The following is a 17,682-nucleotide window of genomic DNA, read 5'->3' on the forward strand; positions in this document are numbered from 1 at the left end:
AGCTAGAACGGTGAATAAGGAGCGGAATGGACGAATGACGCAAGCGATAGATACAAGTATCTCGGTGATGCCGGATGCGATCAGGAACATGCAGGTTACAATGCAAACAGCAGGTGATCTTGACAATGCGAATAAATTAGGGCAATTGCTTGACAAAATTCAGTCTGGACGCATGAATATTGCCTTCTGTGGGCATTTCTCAGCTGGGAAATCCACTTTGATTAATCAACTGTGCGGGCACGCTTTGCTGCCTTCCAGTCCTATTCCAACAAGTGCGAATATCGTAAGCATACGCAATGGGGCACCGGGCGCTCATGTTAGTCATCGCTTGCGAAATGAGGATGCAGGGGTACACGCGAAGCAAACGACAATTGCTCTGGAAGAGCTGGATGCTTATTGTGTCAATGGGACGGATATTGAAACGGTAGAGATCACCTATCCGATTGCTTTTTTGGGCGAGCATACGGCGCTGCTGGATACCCCTGGAATTGATTCAACGGATGATGCCCATCACCAATCCACAGAGTCGGCCTTGCATTTGGCTGATGTGGTGTTCTATGTGATGGACTACAACCATGTGCAGTCGGAAGTTAATCTCGCGTTCACGAAAAGGATGAAAGAATGGGGCAAGCCTCTCTACCTGATTGTCAATATGATTGACAAACACAAGGAATGGGAGCTGCCTTTTGCACAGTATCAAGAAGGGACGAAGCAAGCCTTTTTGAGCTGGGGCATCGAGCCGGACGGCCTACTGTTCGTTACGATGAAGGAGCCGAGCCATCCGCATAATGAGTATGCGAAATTGCAATGGCTGCTTAGCCGTTTGATTGAGCGCGGTGATGAGCTGCGCAGCTACAGCATCGACGCTTCCGCGCGTTATTTGGCAGCGGAGCACGGCAAGTGGCTGGCTGAACAGCATGAGCCGCTCAAGGCGGAGCTTATGGAGCAAATCAGCCAAGAAGGCGACGTGCAGGAGATTCAGGCGCAAAGTGCTGCGAAGCAGGCGGAGCTTGCGGCTTTGAAGGGGCTGCCGGAAGCTTTGACGGCAAGCTTGCGCAAGGAAGTTGGCGTGATCATCGAGAACGCCAATATTACACCGGCTTTGACCCGGGATCAGGCGCACTCGTATCTGGAGAGCCGCAAGCCAGGGTTCAAAGTTGGTTTCTTCTCGCGAGCCGCACAAACGGCTGCAGAGACGGAGAAACGGTTAGCTTCGTTTCAAGCAGATCTAGCTGAGCAAGTAGAAGCGCAGATCGACTGGCATCTGCGTGATGCTTTGAAAAAGGCTGCGCAGAGCAATGGGCAGTTCGATACGGCGCTTATTGCGCAGATTGAAGCCATTCAAGTTCCTGTGACAACGGCATGGTTGGCGTCACAAGTGAATGCCGGCGCTACTTTCGGCGGTGAATATACGCTGAATTATATGAAACAGGTGTCATCGGACATTAAGCAGCAATATCGCAAAATGGCTTTTGCGGTCATTGATCTGCTGGCGGATGCTGTCCGCGAGCATTCTGCGCAAGCGATCGCTGCGCTTGCCGCAGAGCTTGACTCGCTTGGCGTTCGCCTAAGCGCGAGCAGGGAACTGCAGCGCCTCGAAGATGCCGAGGCGGCAGGTACCGCCCAGCTGCTGGCTATGGCCAGCTGGCGGAAACCCGCTGCGCCGGCGCTGCCGGACGCGCAGCTGTACACAGCCATGGAGGAGACGGCAGCCGCCCCGCTTAGCGGGGGGCTGGTCGGTGACTCCGTCACCTGCTCGCCTATGCATCCAAGTCTGGCCGCAACCTCCATGGATAAGATACTGCAGGCCGCCGCGACAGCGTCAGCGGCCGCAGGCGCCACGGCTGCCCCTGTGGAGGCAGCCGCTGCTCCAGCGCCTACCGCGTTCACCTCAGGTGAACACGGCAGGCGCATGGAGCGCAAGGCCGCCGACTTGCAGGCGGCCTCGAGCCTCATCGACGCTTTGCCGTCGATGAAGTCGATCGCGCGCTCCATGCGCGATAAATCGGAACGTCTGCGGCAGCGGACGTTCACGATCGCCTTGTTCGGCGCTTTCAGTGCCGGCAAATCCTCTTTCGCGAATAGCTTGATTGGCGAAAGAGTGCTGCCGGTCTCGCCGAACCCGACGACGGCGGCGATCAATAAGATCATGCCGCCGCAAGAAGGATGGCCGCATGGTACGGCCAAGGTGAAGATGAAGAAAGCTGACGCGATTCAGGAGGATGTCCTGTATTCCTTGGAAATTCTAGGCGTGCCGGCCTCAGATATGGCGTCTGCGCTGAAACGCATTAGCGCACTTTCGCCATCGGATGTAACCGCCAAAGGAAAACCGCATTATTCTTTCTTGAAAGCTGTAGAGAAAGGCTGGTCACTGGCAGCGGATCAGTTGGGTTCCGAGCTCAAAATCACAAAAGAAGAATTCCCCAGCTATGTGGCTGATGAATCCAAATCTTGTTTTGTAGAATTTATAGAACTGTATTATTCAAATCCTTTGACGGACCAAGGCATTATTTTCGTCGATACGCCTGGAGCCGATTCGATTAATGCCCGTCATACGGGAGTAGCCTTTAATTATATTAAGAATGCCGATGCTATTCTGTTCGTGACATATTATAATCATGCGTTCTCGCAAGCGGATCGTGAATTCCTTCTGCAGCTTGGCCGCGTCAAGGATAGCTTTGAAATGGATAAAATGTTTTTCATCGTCAATGCCGCTGATCTTGCAGCTAGCCGTGAAGAGTTGGATGGGGTCATTAAACATGTGGAAACGAACTTGCTTCAGCATGGAATCCGAAATCCAAGAATTTATCCGATCTCCAGTTATTTGGCTTCCGAAGGGAAAATAAATGGCGATGAAGCGCTCATTGCACAATCAGGGATTCAGCCCTTTGAGCAGGATTTTGTCAAGTTTACTTTCAACGAACTCAGTGAAGTTGCTGTACATTCAGCTAATTTGGAATTAAATCGTGCGATTGCTACGATGCAGCAATGGCTGGAGCGTGCTCAATCCGGCGAAGCCAATCGGAAGCTTCAGCTTGCTCAGTTGGCTCAGGATGAGCAAGCGGGGGCTGCGCTGTTAGAGAACACGGGCTTTGAAGCCGAGTCAAAAGAGCTGAGGAAAGAGATTCAAGAGCTTTTGTATTATGTGAAGCAGCGCACGATGTATCGCTTCGGAGAGCTGTATAATTACGCCTTCAATCCCTCCACGTTCAGAGATGAGGCGAGAGACCCGAAACAAGCGCTGCAAGCTGCCTGGAATGAATTGATTAGGATGATCGGCTACGATCTGTCCCAAGAAGTTCTGGCAACCACGCTGCGGGTTGAGAATCGGATGAATTTGATTAGCGGCAATCGAGTGAAACGCTGGGATGACCAGCTTCGTGACATCATGGATGGCTACGAAAGCAGCACTTATGAATTAAATTCATTTGCCACGCCGGAAATTAGTGCGAAATTAGAAGTGCCGGATGTTTCCTTGAAATTGCTTCAAGGCCACTTTAAAAATGCGAAGCAGTTTTTTGAAGGGGATGGCAAAAGCAAGCTAAGGGCTGATTTGGAAAATCGCATGACAGCCCCTGTTGCCCAGTTTATGGAACATCGTACTTTGGAGCTTGAGCAAGCTTATGCCAATCAATTGGAAAATTGGCTGCTTCAGCTGAAGAATTTGATGCTTCAGCAGTGGCAAGAACATGCCGAGGGCATGCGTGACGCGCTTGAAATGAAGATTGATTTGGATGAACTAATATCCATTCAGCATCAATTGAAAGCCTTTGTTTCTTGATTTCTGTGAAGGGTTGGTCTCGTTCCTAGGAACTTGGCCAACCCTTTTCCATGCATGCTCATGTAAGGGTTTACATTGGCGGTTATCGGGATGATTTTAAAGAATAGAGGGGATTCCTGCAAGTTTTTGTGAGGTTATGGTCGTTTAAGCGTTTAAATCCTGTTTTCTTCTGATTGCTCGCTCCTAGGGATGGTGTTAAGATTCATTAAGTATTAAAACGCTTACCTAGCTTTTCCAATTTATCCTTCTGAGGAGGGGACCCCCAACGTGGATGTGTTCAGGCAACTGAAGCCGTATTTCTGGCCAGAGAAGAAGTTATTTTTCGGAGCAATTTTATGTTTAGCAATGGCAACAGCGCTTGGCCTGGTTTACCCGAATTTACTTCGGTATTTAATTGACAACGTAATCGCAAAGAAACAATTCGAGCTCGTTCCCAAACTCGCACTAATCGTTGTTTTAGTCGTATCAACCAAAGGGATATTCCAATTTCTACATGGCTTATGTGGAGGCCGCTTGGGGAATCGTGTTGCCTATCACTTACGGAATGCGCTGTACAATAAGCTTCAGTACTTATCCTTCCAATATTATGATCAAGCAAGAACAGGGGATCTGATGTCACGGTTGACCGCTGATTTGGAAGCCATACGGCAATTCATCGGTTTTGGATTTGCCCAACTTCTGAACGTGGTCCTGATGCTGGTGTTCGGGATGGGCATGATGTTCTCGATTAACTGGAAGTTGGCGCTGCTGACCATGATTACGATGCCGTTTCTGGCATTTACCGCCGTGCGCTTTGAAGGGAAAATCCATCCGGCTTTCCGAATGGTTCGTCAATCACTCAGTACGATGACTACCGCGGTGCAAGAAAATATTACAGGGGTACGGACCGTTAAATCCTTTGCCCGTGAGCCTCATGAAGTGACGAAATTCTCAGCCCGCAATGAGGATTACAAAGCAATGAACATCGAAACCTCAGGAATATGGGCCAAATATTTTCCAATCATGGAAATTCTGGCGAACTTGAGTGTTGTTACACTGCTTGGTGCTGGCGGCTATATGGTTATACAAAACACGATCACGCTAGGCGAGCTTGTAGCCTGTTTCAGTCTAATTTGGTACATCATTGGACCTATGTGGGGTCTAGGGTTTCATATCAATAACTTTACGCAAACGAAGGCTTCCGGAGAGAAAATTCTGGAAATCCTGCATCAATATATGCATGTGAAAGATCAGCAGGACGCTATTGCTTTGAACAACGATGAGGTGCAAGGACATGTGCGTTTTGATCATGTGACCTTCGCGTATCCGGAGAAGCAGCCTGCCTTGTATGACTTCACACTGGATGCTCCGCCGGGATCTGTCATCGGGTTGTTAGGAAGCACAGGTTCGGGGAAAACAACGGTTATTTCGCTCTTGATGAGGGCGTACAACGTCAAAGAAGGCAAAGTTGAACTGGACGGCAAAGATATTCGTTCCGTGCAGCTGGAAACTTACCGAAATCAAATTGCGACGGTGTTCCAAGAGACTTTTTTATTCTCCTCAACGATTCGCAACAATATCGCTTACGGACGTAAAGATGTGACGATGGAGGAAATCATCCGCGCAGCAAAATTGTCCAAAGCGCATAATTTCATCATGGAGCTCCCTGAAGGCTATGACACAGTTGTAGGTGAACGCGGCCTTGGTTTATCAGGCGGACAAAAGCAGCGGATTGCAATTGCTAGAGCCTTGCTTAAAGATCCCAAAATACTTGTGCTTGACGATGCAACTAGCGCTGTTGATATGGAAACGGAACACGAAATTCAAGCCGGTTTTGGCGAAGTTATGAAAGGGCGTACAACATTCATTATTGCCCATCGCATTTCTTCTTTGAAGCATGCAGATGAAATTATTGTATTGGATAAAGGACGAATTGTTCAACGCGGTGTCCATCAGGACCTGCTGCAGCAAGAAGGACTTTACCGTCAAACCTATCAGATTCAGTATGCAGACCAGCCTCCGAAGTCAGCTGCCGAGACCCAAGCGGCGGCTGCGAAGGAAACGAATTCCGAGACGTTGCTGGATACTCAACTACATGCAGCTGCGCAAGAAAGAAGGTTAGCACATTGAGTACGAATACAAAGCAAAAGGATGCTTCTGCCGATAAAGAACAATCGCAAGCCGGACAGCGCTTCGTCTATCAAGACGATGAATTGATTGATAAACCGTTTGATTGGGGCCAGTTGAAGCGTTTATTTAGTTACATGAAGCCTTACCGGAAACAAATGCTGCCGATTATTATCATCATGATGCTAGTGGGCGCCATAACCAAATTGACCGTTCCTTTGCTCATTCGCGAAGCGATTGACAAAGCCATCATCCCGAAAGACACTAATTTGCTTATTATCATTGTTGGCATTATGTTCGGCGTCTATCTGATTCAATGGATTGCCAATACGTTTCGCATTAAATTCACGAATATGATTGGGCAGCGCGTTATTTATGACTTGCGTCATGATTTATTCAGTCATATTCAGAAGCTCTCATTCCGTTTTTTCGATACAAGACCTGCCGGATCAGTCCTTGTACGGGTAACGAACTATGTCAACTCGCTACAAGATTTATTTACAAATGGCGTTGTCAATTTACTTATTGACGTGGTTCAGCTTTGTGGGATCATTATTATTTTATTGACCTTTAATTTCAAGCTGGGCGCTGCGATTATCGTAACCGTTCCGATTATGTTTTTTGTGAGTACAAAGCTTCGCAAAAAGATCCGCCATGCCTGGCAGGACGTAACGATGAAACAATCGCGCCTGAATGCTCACTTAAATGAGTGTATTCAAGGCATTCGCGTAACACAAGCGTATAGTCAAGAGAAAGAGAATATCCATTTCTTCACCAAGATGAATATGGTTAATCGTCTGTCGTGGAACAGAGCTTCCATGCTGAACCAATCCTTTGGTCCACTGATCGAAATTACAGGAGCAATCGGCTATTGCATCTTGTTCTGGCTGGGAGCTCATCTTATTCAAACCGAAGAAATCTCCGTGGGCTTGTTGGTTGCGTTCGCTACATATATCGGCTATTTCTGGGAGCCAATTACACGCCTAGGGCAAATGTATTCACAACTGCTCATTGCGATGGCTTCTGCGGAAAGAATCTTCGAATTTATTGATGAGAAGCCAAGTGTGGCTGAGATTGAAGATGCAAAACCATTGCCAAGCATTCAAGGGAATGTGAAATTCGAGAATCTGGTGTTTGAATATGAACCAGGCCGTCCTGCACTAAACGGGATTCAGTTGGATGTACAGGCTGGTCAATCGATTGCGCTCGTTGGGCACACCGGGTCGGGTAAAAGTACCATCATGAACTTACTATGCCGTTTCTATGATCCGAATCAAGGAAGAGTGCTAATCGATGGTCAGGATATCCGTCAGGTTACTATTCAAAGCTTGCGTTCGCAGATTGGCGTCGTGCTTCAGGATACGTTTATCTTCTCGGGTACAATTAGAGACAATATTCGTTTTGGCCGATTGGATGCGACTGACCAAGAAGTTGAACAAGTAGCCAAAGCTGTGCATGCGCATGATTTTATCGTAAGTCTGCCAGGCGGCTATGATACCGAAGTTCAAGAGCGCGGGAACGTATTGTCCATGGGGCAGCGTCAATTAATTTCTTTCGCTAGAGCGTTGCTGGCTAATCCGCGAGTGCTCATTCTGGATGAAGCTACGGCAAGTATTGATACGGACACCGAGCTTAAAATCCAACAAGCGCTTAAGACGCTGCTTGCTGGACGGACATCGTTTATTGTTGCTCACCGCTTATCCACGATACGCAATGCGGACAAGATTGTCGTTCTTGATCATGGACGTATGATGGAGATCGGCAATCATGATGAATTGATGAAAGAACAGAAGATTTATTATGGACTTATTCAAGCGCAATACAAATTTTTGCAGGATGCTGTGTAAAGATTAAGCAAGAAGCTGGTTCGCTGCTGTGGCGGTTAACCAGCTTTTTTGTTACAATGAATACGAACGTATGATCCCTTAACGTGCTAATCTGTTTTGTAGCGTTTGCAAATTTAGGCAAGAAGCTATACTCTTATAGTGAATTATGCCATTTATTCGCAGGAGGGGACTTCATTGAAATCAACTCGTTTCATCTGGGGGGCAATTGGCCTGACCGCAACGATATCCACGATTGTTTTCGCTGTAGGCTTTGCCTATGCTGCGAATCAAATATGGTTTCCCAAAGCATCTGGAGATCTTCAGCTTGTGAACGAAGCGCCGAAGAAAGAATCTATGATTGAAAGCAGAAGCAAGCTTCAAATTGTTGCCTTGGGCGATTCATTGACAGCGGGAACAGGCGACAATACAGGCAAAGGTTATGTTGGCCGTGTTCGTGAGAAGCTGGAGAAGGAAACCGGCAAACCGGTATTTTTGCTTAATAATTTAGCAATTCCTGGCTACAAGAGTGATCAGCTGCTAGCCGATCTTGCCCTCAAAAAGACGCAGGATGCGCTTGCGCAGGCAGACATTATTTTGCTGACCATCGGAGGCAATGATATTTTCGCCGGAGGGGAAGGCCTCTTTACTGGCGAGAACCAAACCGAATTTAACCCTGAAGCCGCAGCCAAACGTGTAGCTCCTGCACTGCTTCAAATGGACAAGATTCTGCAAGCCATTCATCAGGCAAATCCGAAAGCAACCTTGCTCTATGTTGGTCTGTACCATCCATTTCTGGATTTAGATCCAAAAAGAGAAGGTTCGTTAATTGTACAACGTTGGAATGACGGCGTTTTTGGCATGATGAATCGCTATCCGGAGATGGTGATTGTCCCAACTTATGATTTATTTGAACAAAATTTGATTAAATATTTGTCTTCAGCCGATCATTTTCACCCGAACAGTGATGGCTATGAGCGGATTGCTGATCGAATTGTACAAATTCTGAAATAGGAAGGGGAGACCAGAATGAATGGACCGGGAACATCACCAGCCGTTGTGCTATCTGTGAGAAATGTGAAGAAGCGGATAAAAAATAAAGAAATTATCAAAGGGATTTCATTTGATGTCTATGCCGGAGAGATCTTTGGCTTCTTAGGGCCTAACGGATCGGGGAAAACAACAACTATTCGGATGCTTGTTGATCTTATTCGTCCAACGGAGGGAACGATCCACATTTGCGGGTTTGACGTGCGTAAACAGCATGATCAAGCGATGCAGCAAGTAGGGTGTATCGTAGAGAATCCGGAGCTTTACAGTTACTTGACGGGTTGGGAGAATCTTGAGCATTTCGCCCGAATGCTGCCGGATGTCGATGAGAAGCGAATTCAAGAAGTCGTTGAGATCGTCTCGATGGATCAGCGCATTCATGATAAAGTGCGGACCTATTCCTTGGGCATGCGTCAGCGGCTGGGCATTGCACAGGCACTGCTGGGACGGCCAAGCTTATTAATCTTGGACGAGCCTACGAATGGCTTGGATCCGCAAGGGATCAAGGAAATGCGGGAATTTATTCAGCGTTTGGCTGCGGACGGCTTGAGTCTGTTCGTCTCGAGTCACCTGCTTACTGAAATTCAGCAAATGTGTGATCGTGTTGCGATTATTAGTCATGGCGAGGTTATTCAAGTCGGAGCGGTTCATGATTTAATTGCGCAAGGCGGAAAAGTCGTCTGGACGGTGTCTCCGGCTGAACAAGCTGAGGGGCTTCTACATGCGTCGTCATTAGTTACGGCCATTGAAGCAATCGAACAGGACTCAACGATTCTTGGACAACCTTCGGTTAAACAAATTGTTACACAAATGGATAAAGAACATGTTCCACAGCTAAGTCGGCAATTAATGGAAGCAGGAATTAGCCTGTATGCTGTAGAAATCAAAAATCCAACACTTGAAGATTTGTTCTTAAGCCTAACCGAAGGTGAAACCATTCAATAGGGGGAGGGTGAGAGAAATGCTAATTCTTGTGGATCTTGTCAAAAATGAATGTATCAAGATGATTAAGAAAAAACGTTTTTATGTGATTGTACTCATTCTGCTTGCTCTCATCCCCATGTTCACTTACGCCCAGATGCGTGTTGCCCAAAATACGCAAAAGCAGTTTGGAACAACGGACTGGAAAGCGGATCAGCGTCAGAAAATTGTCGACTGGGAAAAGCGTTTAAGCTCAGCACGAACACCGGATGAGTGGAAGCAGCAGCTGCGTGTGCAAATCCAGATTGCCAACTATTATTTAGATAAAGATGTGGATCCAACCTCACCGAATGCCGTGACTTTTACCCGTGATTTTGTCAAAAATGCAGTAGGATTATTTATTCCTTTGATTATCATGGTCATTTCCGCAGACATCGTATCATCCGAGCATTCTACGGGGACTATTAAATTATTGTTGACAAGACCGGTCCGGCGATGGAAAATCCTATTGAGTAAATTAATTACAGTCATCTTCTTTACTTCGCTGACAGTTCTGTCTACCGCTGTGCTTTGTTACCTGATTTCCGGCGTGGTTTTTGGCTACGGAGGATGGTTGGAACCTGTGATTACAGGCATTCAGGTTTCGGGTACTGATGTGGATTTCAGTAAGGCGCGAGCCGTTGATCAATGGTTCTTTCTCTTGATGGAACTTGGATTGGTTTGGTTCTCAGCGATTGTCGTTGCTTTGATGTCGCTGATGCTTTCCGTGCTTGTCCGCTCTACAGCAGCTGGTATGGGGGTCATGCTGGCGGTATTGATATCAGGTACAATTCTTTCCAATATGGTATCGTCCTGGGAAACCGCAAAATATTTATTCATGGTTAATTTGGACTTAACGAAGTATTTAACGGGAGGCTTGCCGCCGATCAAGGGGATGGACTTGACGTTCTCCCTAAGTGTTTTAAGCGTTTGGGCGTTGGCCTCGCTCATTGTTTCCTTTACAGTTTTCTCCCGTAAAGATGTGTTGAATTAGGATAAACAAGGTGAGACTTTGATCTCTATCAAAGATCCCCTATTAGAGATAAAGGAGGGCTTCAATGACTGAGCAGCTAGAATTTGCGAATGGAAAAGCCCCTGCATCGGATTATGATGTGGATGATATACAGGTTCTGGAGGGACTTGTCGCAGTGCGCAAAAGACCAGGGATGTATATCGGCAGCACAAGTGCTTCCGGCTTGCATCATTTGATCTGGGAGATCGTAGATAATGCGGTTGATGAGCATCTAGCGAAGCATTGTTCCAAGATTATGGTCACCATACATAAAGATCAGTCGATTACTGTGCAGGACAACGGCAGGGGCATTCCGACTGGGACGCACAAGACCGGTGTTCCAACACCGCAAGTTGTGTTTACCATTCTTCATGCCGGAGGAAAGTTCGGCGGTTCGGGCTACAAGAAATCTGGGGGATTGCATGGTGTAGGAGCATCCGTTACCAATGCGCTTTCAGAGTGGCTGGAAGTAGAAATCAACCGCGACGGCAAGGTGCACAAAATGCGCTTTGAGTATTGGGTTGATGATAAGGGTATTGAACATGTTGGTGAACCCGTTACAGGTCTTGATATTATCGGGAATACGAATCGCACAGGGACGAAGGTAACCTTCAAGCCTGACAAACGCGTATTCCAAGGCGGAACAACGATTAGCTATGATACACTTGCAGAGCGATTGCAAGAAATTGCGTTTTTGAATTCCGGGCTTCTTGTTAATTTGAAGGATGAAAGAACGGATAAACTGGATTCTTTCCAGTACGAAGGCGGCGCAAGCCAATTCGTTGAATTCCTCAATGAAGAGAAGACGGTGCTTCATCCTGTCATTCATTTTGCCTCCGAGAAGGATGAAATTGAAGTTGAAGTCGCACTTCAATACAATGACGGGTATACCGAAACGATTGCTTCTTTCGTGAATGCGATTCCGACCCGCGGCGGCGGTACACATGAGACTGGCTTCAAGACAGCCTATACGCGTGTGATGAATGAATATGCCCGCAAAGCAGGAATTCTCAAAGAAAAAGAGAAAAATCTAGACGGTACCGATCTTCGTGAAGGTATGATGGTCGTTATTAATATTAAAATGGGCGATGTGGAATTCGTCGGTCAAACGAAAGATCAGCTCGGAAGTGCCATTGCACGAAGCGTCGTAGATGCGATTGTAACGGATAAAATGACTGTGTTTTTGGAGGAAAATCCACAAATCGCGCAAATGATGCTGAGGAAAGCTGTACAAGCATCCAAAGCAAGAGAAGCTGCTCGCAAAGCACGCGAAGAGATTCGCAGCGGCAAGAAAGGAAAGAGCGAAAGCTCCAACCTGAACGGCAAGCTGACGCCTGCCCAATCGAAGGATTTGCAGCGTAATGAATTGTTCGTCGTGGAAGGTGATTCCGCCGGTGGTTCTGCGAAGCAAGGACGCGACTCGAAGCACCAGGCTATTTTGCCGCTCAAAGGAAAGCCGATGAATCCCGAGAAAGCGAAGCTTCTCGACATTATGAAGAATGAAGAGTACAAAGCGATCATCGCGGCTATTGGAGCAGGCGTTGGTTCCGAATTTGAATTAGAAGAGATGAATTACGGCAAGATTATTATTATGACTGATGCCGATACGGACGGTGCGCACATTCAAGTGCTGCTTCTAACCTTCTTCTACCGCTACATGAAGCCTTTGATTGATGCCGGCAAAATCTATATCGCCCAGCCTCCTCTGTATAAAGTGACCAGAAAAGGCAAAAATGGCGGTCATCGTTATGCTTGGACAGATGATCAATTGCAGGTTGTAGTCAAAGAATTAGGCAAGAATACCGAACTTCAGCGTTACAAGGGTCTTGGCGAGATGAATCCGGATCAGCTGTGGGAAACGACGATGAACCCCGAGAGCCGGACACTTCTGCAAGTGCAAATTGAAGATGCGGCGAAAGCTGAGCGTCGTGTAACAACTTTGATGGGTGATAAAGTAGATCCGCGCAAGCGTTGGATTATCGAGAACGTCGATTTTACCGAATATGTAGAGTAGACCAAAAAGAGTGGTGACTGAAAGTTGAGTATTTTAGAAGAGTTTTTGCCCGCCTTTCTAGAGGAGATCGTAGGCGATCGCTTCGGGCGTTATTCCAAATATATTATTCAGGATCGCGCGATCCCGGACGTTCGAGATGGCTTGAAGCCCGTACAACGACGTGTGCTGTACGCGATGTATGACTCGGGGAACACGCCGGATAAACCTTATCGTAAATCCGCCAAAACCGTCGGTGATGTGATGGGGAACTACCATCCGCATGGAGATGCCTCCATCTATGATGGCATGGTGCGGATGGCACAACCTTGGAAGATGGGACATACCCTCGTTGACGGACATGGCAACTGGGGTTCCTTGGATGATGATCCGCCCGCTGCTATGCGTTATACAGAAGCTCGTCTCTCTGAGATTGCCATGGAGCTGCTGCGTGATATCGAGAAGAGAACGGTTATGTTCAAGGATAACTTTGATAACTCGACTAAAGAGCCAGTTGTGCTTCCGGCCCGTTATCCGAATCTGCTTGTCAATGGCGTCAGTGGTATTTCCGCCGGGTTCGCAACTGAAATTCCACCTCATAATTTACGGGAAATCATCGATGCCTGTACGGCCATGATCGATAAACCGGAAATAACGGTGGATGAATTGATGCAAATCGTCAAAGGTCCCGATTTCCCTACTTCCGGGATTATTATGGGCGAAGATGGGATTCGGGAAGCTTACCGTACGGGTAAAGGACGTATCCATATCCGTTCCAAAACAGCCATTGAAGATATGCGCGGCGGTCGGCAGCAGCTTGTGATCACCGAGATTCCTTATCAAGTTGTGAAATCTCGTCTCGTTACTGCGATGGAAAATATTCGACTTGAGAAGAAAATCGAAGGCATTGCAGAAGTCCGTGACGAAAGCGGCCGTAATGGCTTAAGAATTGTCATCGAGTTGAAAAAGGAAGCGGATGCGCAAGGGATTCTTGCCTATTTGCTCAAGAAAACGGATTTGCAAGTGACCTACAACTTCAACATGGTTGCGATTGTGAACAAAGCTCCACGGCAATTAGGTATTCGTGAGATTCTGGAAGCTTATATTGAGCATCAGAAAGAAGTTGTCACTTTCCGCTCGCAATATGAGCTTGAGAAAGCCGAGGACCGCGCGCATGTGTTGGAAGGGCTTGTCAAAGCGTTAAATATTTTGGACGAAGTGATTGCCGTTATCAAGGCTTCCAAGAACAGACAAGATGCACAAAACAACCTCGTCGAGAAATTCGGGTTCTCAGAGCGTCAAGCCGATGCCATTCTCGTTTTGCAATTATACCGTCTGACGAATTTAGAAATTACAACGCTTGAAAAAGAGCTGAAAGACGTTGAGAAAACGATTGCCTATTTACGCGGCATTCTGGGCAGCTTGAAGAAGCTGCTTGGCGTCATTAAAGATGAAATGGGCGAGGTTCGCAAAAAGTATGGGATTGATCGCCGCTCCGAAATCCAAGGTGAAGTTGAAGAGCTGAAGGTTAATTTGGAAGTTCTCGTCAATTCGGAAGATGTCTTTGTCACACTTTCCAATGAAGGTTACTTAAAGCGGACGAGCAAGCTTTCGTTCACACGTTCTGGCGGTGAATTGGAGAACACGGGACTTAAGGAACGTGATTACTTGCGCTTCCTGCTGGACGTGAATACCATTGAGAATCTGTTGATTTTCACGAAGAAAGGGCAGTATTACTTGCTGCCGGTTCACCAAATACCTGAGTACAAGTGGAAAGAGAACGGCACTGCTATTGTCAATGTCATTCCAATTGCTAAGGAAGATCGGATCGTCAACGTGATTCCGGTCAAAGGCTTTGATGATCCGACGAAGTCACTCGTCTTTGTAACCCGCAAGGGTCAAGTGAAACGTACGGAGCTGAAGGAGTACATGACGAACCGTTCAAACGGGCTTGTAGCTTGTAAGATCGGCGAGAACGACGAAGTGCTGCATGTACACCTGAGTGACAATACGAAGGAAATCTTGCTGGTCACGAAACTAGGAATGAGCATCCGTTTCCGTGAGGAGGAAGTGAACCCGATGGGCCGTGCGGCCGCTGGTGTTCGCGGCATCCAGCTCAAGGACGACGACGAAATTGTCGCAGCCGAGTGGATTTATGGGGATGAAGGGGAAGTACTCGTGATCTCGGACCTCGGGTATGCGAAGCGATCCCTTGTCGTCGACTATCCGATTCAAGGACGCGGTGGGAAGGGGATTCTAACCTTCGAATTCAAGGAAGGCAAGCGCGTGCGACCAAACGGTTCAGCGTTGATCCGAACGTTTATCGTGAAAATGGATTATCTCATTACAGCGATCATGAGCAATGGCGATAAGCTGCGATTCTCAACGGAAACGGCGCCTTTGGAAGACCGCAAAGCACAAGGCAAGCAGATGATTCCTGTAACCAAAACAGAAACAATTATCGACGTGCTGCGATTTCCTCAGTCATAGCTGATTGAAGGGGGATCGAGCTTCTCAATAAGCTGAAAAGCAATTTCCAATAGGACCCACAGAGGCATCGGTTCGTCTAATCGATCCAGCCACTGTGGGTCTTTTAATACGCCGGCATTCAGAGCTTTTTTGCCAAGCTCTACTTTCCAATCTTCCATAATGAACCACTCCTTTAGATGAGCATCATTTCGCCAAGCAAGCAGCACAAGCAGGGATAAGGGTTATTTGCATCTACTCCACAGTATATGTAAGTGCCCAGCAGATTGTTAAAAGAAGTCGAAAAGCTTGGTTATCCGCGCGTGATTGGACAAAGTTAGGGAATGATCGACAGCATGTCCTGTGAAGTCACAGCATGTCTCAGCAGGGCGCAAGATTTGTCTGAAAATATTAATGGCATTAACCTTTAAACGAGAGAAAAGGCGTGCTATACTGGCGTTAGAAGATGTTGGAAGCGAGTTGATGAGGAAGATGTATTCCGATGAGTTCGGAAAGTTATGGCTTAAATTGTCCAAGGAATTGAAGAATCAAATGGAGGTAGGCTTGGCTCCTACCATTACGGAAGGTCAGCTGCATGTACTGGAACTGCTAATGACACATGAGCGGATGAAGCCTTCGGATCTTATTGAATATTTATCCACAACACCTGCGGCTGTCACAACGCTACTGGACCGGATGGAGAAAGCGGAGTTAATTGCGCGGGAGCGGGACGAGAAGGACCGCAGAATCGTGTGGGTCAATGTCACGGAAAAAGGAAAGACGGAATGCGAGAGAGGTACATCCATCCGTGAAGAACTGTTGGATTCGTACCTGAGTCGCGTTTCCGCCCATAATCAGAAATTGCTTATTTATTTGTTGGGGAAAGTCGCCAATTAACAGCTGCCAGTGAATTTACAATTCTGGGATCGTAAATTCAGTCCACGGCCGCTGCATCGGCGGCAGCGACCTGAAGCGCATCGTCTCTTTGAGCGTTGGATGCTCAAAGGAAAGCGCCGTCGCCCAGAGCGCAAGCTGCTGGCCGGGCTTGTTGACCGCGCTGCCGTAGCGCTGGTCGCCGTAGAGCGTGCAGCCGATGGCTGCCAGCTGCACGCGGATTTGATGCGGCCGCCCGGTGTGAAGCTTGATCTGGATCAAGCTGAACCCGTCCTGGCTGCCCAGCAGCTTATAGTCCAGCACAGCCTCCTTGGCGTCCTGCTGGCCTTCTCTGACCACGCTGACGGTATTCGTGCGTGTGTCCTTCCAAAGCCAATGACGAAGCGTAGCGGACGGCTGTGGCGGCTTACCGTGCACGACAGCGACATATGTCTTGTCGAGCTGCCGTGTTCTGACCGCGTCCGATAATCGTGACGCGGCTTTTGACGTTTTGGCGAAGACCATCACGCCGCCAACTGGACGATCCAGACGGTGTACAAGCCCGAGGTACACGTTCCCAGGCTTGTTGTACCGCAGCTTGATATCGTCCTTCAGCGCATTGAGCAGATCCAGATCACGCGATTCATCTTCCTGCGTGGGCATATTGACGGGCTTCTCCACCACAAGAATGTGGTTGTCTTCGAACAAAATCGGGATTTGAGATGCTCCCGAAACATCGTTCGATCGGCTCACGTTACGCCTCCCAGCGTCCTAGGATGCCGCACGGAAGCTTTAGGCCGGAGTTCGTAATCGGCAAGCCGATTTCTCCGCTGGAGATCGTGCCGCCATGCTTGGCTTTCATCGACATGGTCAAGATATTTTCAAGCACGGTAGACGAAATGCCTGTCGTATACGAGTTGATCAACAGGAATAACGGATTGTCCGTGAGAATCGTCTTGCACGTTTGGATGAATGGGAAGAGGTCATCTTCCAATTTCCATGTCTCGCCATTAGGTCCACGTCCGTAGGAAGGCGGGTCCATGATGATCGCATCATATTTACTGCCGCGACGCTGCTCTCTTTGGACAAATTTGAAAACATCATCTGTAATAAAGCGAACAGGACGGCTGCCAAGTCCACTCAGCTGCAAATTCTCTTTCGCCCATTGCACGACACCTTTGGATGCATCGACATGACATACCTCGGCGCCGGCATATGCGCAAGCAAGGGAAGCTCCGCCTGTATAGGCGAACAGATTCAACACTTTAATCGGACGTCCTGCCTGCTGGATCTTATCGATCATCCATTTCCAGTTCACCGCTTGTTCTGGGAATAAGCCTGTATGCTTGAAGCTGGTTGGCTTAATGTAGAACGAAAGCTTCTGGTCGTAGGTAATCGTCCAGCGCTCAGGAAGCTCGGCGTTTTGCTGCCATTGTCCGCCGCCGCTGGAGCTGCGGTGATAATGCGCATCAGCTTGGCGCCACTGCGCTGTTTCTTTTTCCAACGGCCATATAATTTGTGGGTCCGGTCTTCTCAGAACGATGGAGCCCCAACGCTCCAGCTTTTCGCCGCCGCCCGTATCGAGAAGCTCGTAATCTGCCCAATCTTTTGCATAAAACAT

The 17,682-nt window shown here is 47.9% G+C and carries 12 protein-coding genes; 9 read left to right on the top strand and 3 right to left on the bottom strand.

What is annotated here, in order from left to right:
* Positions 1 to 34: 34 nt before the first annotated feature.
* The 8 genes from BC351_RS37650 to gyrA all read left to right on the top strand — a co-directional run bounded on the left by BC351_RS37650 (position 35) and on the right by gyrA (position 15,212).
* The gene (locus tag BC351_RS37650) at positions 35 to 3,781 is read left to right on the top strand and encodes a dynamin family protein (RefSeq protein ID WP_079420810.1); all 3,747 of its coding nucleotides are present in this window, start codon (positions 35 to 37) and stop codon (positions 3,779 to 3,781) included.
* 267 nt (positions 3,782 to 4,048) lie between these two features.
* On the top strand, positions 4,049 to 5,890 hold the full coding sequence (locus BC351_RS37655; RefSeq protein ID WP_079420812.1) for an ABC transporter ATP-binding protein: 1,842 nt from the start codon (positions 4,049 to 4,051) through the stop codon (positions 5,888 to 5,890).
* Entirely contained in the window at positions 5,887 to 7,734 is a 1,848-nt protein-coding gene (locus BC351_RS37660; protein ID WP_079420818.1) for an ABC transporter ATP-binding protein, read from the top strand. Before BC351_RS37655 ends, BC351_RS37660 begins: the two co-directional genes overlap by 4 nt.
* Before the next feature lie 174 nt (positions 7,735 to 7,908).
* Positions 7,909 to 8,724: a GDSL-type esterase/lipase family protein gene (locus BC351_RS37665; protein ID WP_079420820.1), complete on the top strand. Its 816-nt coding sequence runs from the start codon at positions 7,909 to 7,911 to the stop codon at positions 8,722 to 8,724.
* Between the two features lie 15 nt (positions 8,725 to 8,739).
* Entirely contained in the window at positions 8,740 to 9,705 is a 966-nt protein-coding gene (locus tag BC351_RS37670) for an ABC transporter ATP-binding protein (protein ID WP_079420822.1), read from the top strand.
* Between the two features lie 16 nt (positions 9,706 to 9,721).
* Positions 9,722 to 10,714 carry an ABC transporter permease gene (locus BC351_RS37675; protein ID WP_079420823.1) on the top strand — a complete coding sequence of 331 codons (993 nt, stop codon included), beginning with the start codon at positions 9,722 to 9,724 and terminating at the stop codon, positions 10,712 to 10,714.
* A 64-nt stretch (positions 10,715 to 10,778) separates the two neighbouring features.
* Positions 10,779 to 12,746, top strand: a complete 1,968-nt coding sequence (parE, locus tag BC351_RS37680) for a DNA topoisomerase IV subunit B (protein ID WP_079420824.1) — start codon at positions 10,779 to 10,781, stop codon at positions 12,744 to 12,746.
* A 24-nt stretch (positions 12,747 to 12,770) separates the two neighbouring features.
* Positions 12,771 to 15,212 (top strand): DNA gyrase subunit A, encoded by a 2,442-nt coding sequence (gene gyrA / locus BC351_RS37685; protein ID WP_079420825.1) that lies wholly within the window; start codon positions 12,771 to 12,773, stop codon positions 15,210 to 15,212.
* On the opposite strand, the gene BC351_RS42845 is transcribed toward gyrA, so the two are convergent.
* On the bottom strand, positions 15,203 to 15,370 hold the full coding sequence (locus BC351_RS42845; protein WP_167388056.1) for a hypothetical protein: 168 nt from the start codon (positions 15,368 to 15,370) through the stop codon (positions 15,203 to 15,205). The genes gyrA and BC351_RS42845 overlap by 10 nt on opposite strands.
* Before the next feature lie 310 nt (positions 15,371 to 15,680).
* On the opposite strand from BC351_RS42845, the gene BC351_RS37690 reads away from it, so the two are divergent.
* Positions 15,681 to 16,085, top strand: coding sequence for a MarR family winged helix-turn-helix transcriptional regulator (locus BC351_RS37690; RefSeq protein ID WP_079421026.1), 405 nt, complete (start codon positions 15,681 to 15,683; stop codon positions 16,083 to 16,085).
* Between the two features lie 15 nt (positions 16,086 to 16,100).
* Here BC351_RS37690 and BC351_RS37695 read toward each other — a convergent pair whose 3' ends face one another.
* Positions 16,101 to 16,814, bottom strand: a complete 714-nt coding sequence (locus tag BC351_RS37695; RefSeq protein ID WP_279628405.1) for an RluA family pseudouridine synthase — start codon at positions 16,812 to 16,814, stop codon at positions 16,101 to 16,103.
* 1 nt (position 16,815) lies between these two features.
* The gene (locus BC351_RS37700) at positions 16,816 to 17,682 is read right to left on the bottom strand and encodes a class I SAM-dependent methyltransferase (protein WP_079420826.1); all 867 of its coding nucleotides are present in this window, start codon (positions 17,680 to 17,682) and stop codon (positions 16,816 to 16,818) included.

This window comes from Paenibacillus ferrarius (genome assembly GCF_002027705.1).
Classification (GTDB): domain Bacteria; phylum Bacillota; class Bacilli; order Paenibacillales; family NBRC-103111; genus Paenibacillus_E; species Paenibacillus_E ferrarius.

What these genes read in the sequence shown, in the direction of transcription:
- BC351_RS37650 (WP_079420810.1), top strand. Translation starts at nt 35, where the DNA reads ATGACGCAAGCGATAGATACAAGTATCTCGGTGATGCCGGATGCGATC.
- BC351_RS37670 (WP_079420822.1), top strand. Translation starts at nt 8,740, where the DNA reads ATGAATGGACCGGGAACATCACCAGCCGTTGTGCTATCTGTGAGAAAT.
- BC351_RS37675 (WP_079420823.1), top strand. Translation starts at nt 9,722, where the DNA reads ATGCTAATTCTTGTGGATCTTGTCAAAAATGAATGTATCAAGATGATT.
- parE (WP_079420824.1), top strand. Translation starts at nt 10,779, where the DNA reads ATGACTGAGCAGCTAGAATTTGCGAATGGAAAAGCCCCTGCATCGGAT.
- BC351_RS42845 (WP_167388056.1), bottom strand. Translation starts at nt 15,370, where the DNA reads ATGGAAGATTGGAAAGTAGAGCTTGGCAAAAAAGCTCTGAATGCCGGC.
- BC351_RS37690 (WP_079421026.1), top strand. Translation starts at nt 15,681, where the DNA reads ATGTATTCCGATGAGTTCGGAAAGTTATGGCTTAAATTGTCCAAGGAA.
- BC351_RS37700 (WP_079420826.1), bottom strand. Translation starts at nt 17,682, where the DNA reads ATGTTTTATGCAAAAGATTGGGCAGATTACGAGCTTCTCGATACGGGC.